This window comes from Vibrio sp. Vb0304 (genome assembly GCF_033338995.1).
Taxonomy (GTDB): Bacteria; Pseudomonadota; Gammaproteobacteria; order Enterobacterales; family Vibrionaceae; genus Vibrio; species Vibrio alginolyticus.
Genome location: NZ_JAWOTT010000307.1, coordinates 1 through 1,102, shown reverse-complemented (window position 1 = coordinate 1,102; position 1,102 = coordinate 1). Strand labels below are relative to the sequence as shown.

The following is a 1,102-nucleotide window of genomic DNA, read 5'->3' as shown; positions in this document are numbered from 1 at the left end:
ACTGGGTCGATATCAACCACTTTCTTCGCATTCCAAACTGTTAGAGCAAGAAGTAGAGAAATCACACCAGCAGCCAGCCAGAAATATTGCGCTTGAGAGAAGTCGTATTTAGTTACGCCATCAACCTCTGTGATTTTGATTAGAGAAGCTGACGCTAACTCTTGACCAGAAGCGGCGATGTAAGAGAACAGACCGATGAAGCCTTTCACTGCGCCAACTGCGTTCTTAGGCATCAAGTCACAAGCAGTTAGACCTGCAAGGAACACAACCAGACCACCTATAGCGAAACCGATCATACCTAGTGCTACTGCGTCAACGATGCGGTTATCTGGGCCGAAGAACATCAAGCACATGCCACCGATGTTCGCCAATCCGTAAAGTAGTGTCGGGATATGGCGGTTAGAGTTGAACACCTTGTCAGAGATGATGCCTGATAGGATTGCACCTGCTAGACCCGCGATAGGGTATGTAGACATTGCGAAGCCAGCGTCAATCAGTGAGTAACCTTTTGCTTCTTGTAGGTAAAGCACTGCCCAAGAAGACATCGCGTAGCGAGAGATGTACATCGCTGCACACGCTGCTGCAATTAGCCAAACGGTTGGTTGCTTCAGGATGAACATTTGAGCGCGACGAGTTGCTTGCGGATCGTTCTTTTTCTTGATCTCAGGTTCTTCGTCGAATGCTGTTGCTGAATCTGGCAAACCGTAAGTTTGTGGACGGTCTTTTAAGATGAAGAACATACAAATCGCTGCTGCAATCGCTGCAATACCCGCACCGATGAAACCTGCACGCCAACCGAAGTAGCTCACTAGAGACGCCGTTAGGATCCAAGTGATACCTTCACCGATGTTACGTGAGCCACCCCAGATAGAGTAACGGCTACCACGTTGTTTTGGTGAGAACCATTGGAACAGAGACACACAAGACGGTGCTGAACCAACAGATTGGAACCAACCGTTTAGACCCCAAAGCAGAACAAAGAAAAATGCCGTGGTGTTCAAACCCATGAATACTGCGGTGATACCAGACAGTAGTAGAGAGAACGACATAAATCGGCCAATGTTGGCATAGTCAGAAAGGAAGCCGTTCGAGAACTTACCAA

General features: G+C 48.0%; 1 protein-coding gene. It reads right to left on the bottom strand.

Annotation, left to right across the window (positions count from 1 at the left end; all coding sequences use genetic code 11):
* On the bottom strand, positions 1-1,102 hold a 1,102-nt coding region (locus R7P35_RS25845; RefSeq protein WP_318093311.1), incomplete at both ends, for an MFS transporter.